Here is a 502-nt window from a genome sequence, read left to right on the forward strand (position 1 = left end):
CACGATGTCAGCGCGTAACATCAAGTTATGAACATTCGAACGAGGAATGATCACGCCCTGTCCGGAGTGACGACCTTTGATCACACACACATCATAGAAACCTTCGATTTTTTCGTTTACGCCACCAATCGGCTGCGCTTCACCAAATTGGTTCATTGACCCCGTGATCGCGATATCTTGTCGATTTGGTTGTTTAGAAAAAGCCGAAACCACGGCACAAAACTCCGCCATGCTCGCGCTGTCGCCGTCGACTCCACCGTAAGATTGCTCAAAGGTAATCGTCGTCGTGAGTGGCACTCGCGCCGTTTTGCCGAATACGGAAGACAGATAAGCCGATAGGATCATCACACCTTTTGAGTGGATACTGCCGCCAAGATCGACGCTGCGTTCAATATCGATGACGTCGCCATCGCCGTAGCATGTTGTGGCAGTAATACGGTTAGGCGCACCAAACATATAATCGCTGGTACTCAACACCGACAACGCGTTCACTTGCCCTATC

General features: G+C 50.4%; 1 protein-coding gene. It reads right to left on the bottom strand.

The features are described from left to right. Nucleotides 1-502: S16 family serine protease (locus R7040_RS30475; protein ID WP_318098193.1), on the bottom strand; the 502-nt coding region annotated here is incomplete at both ends.

It is taken from the genome of Vibrio sp. 1069, assembly GCF_033340555.1.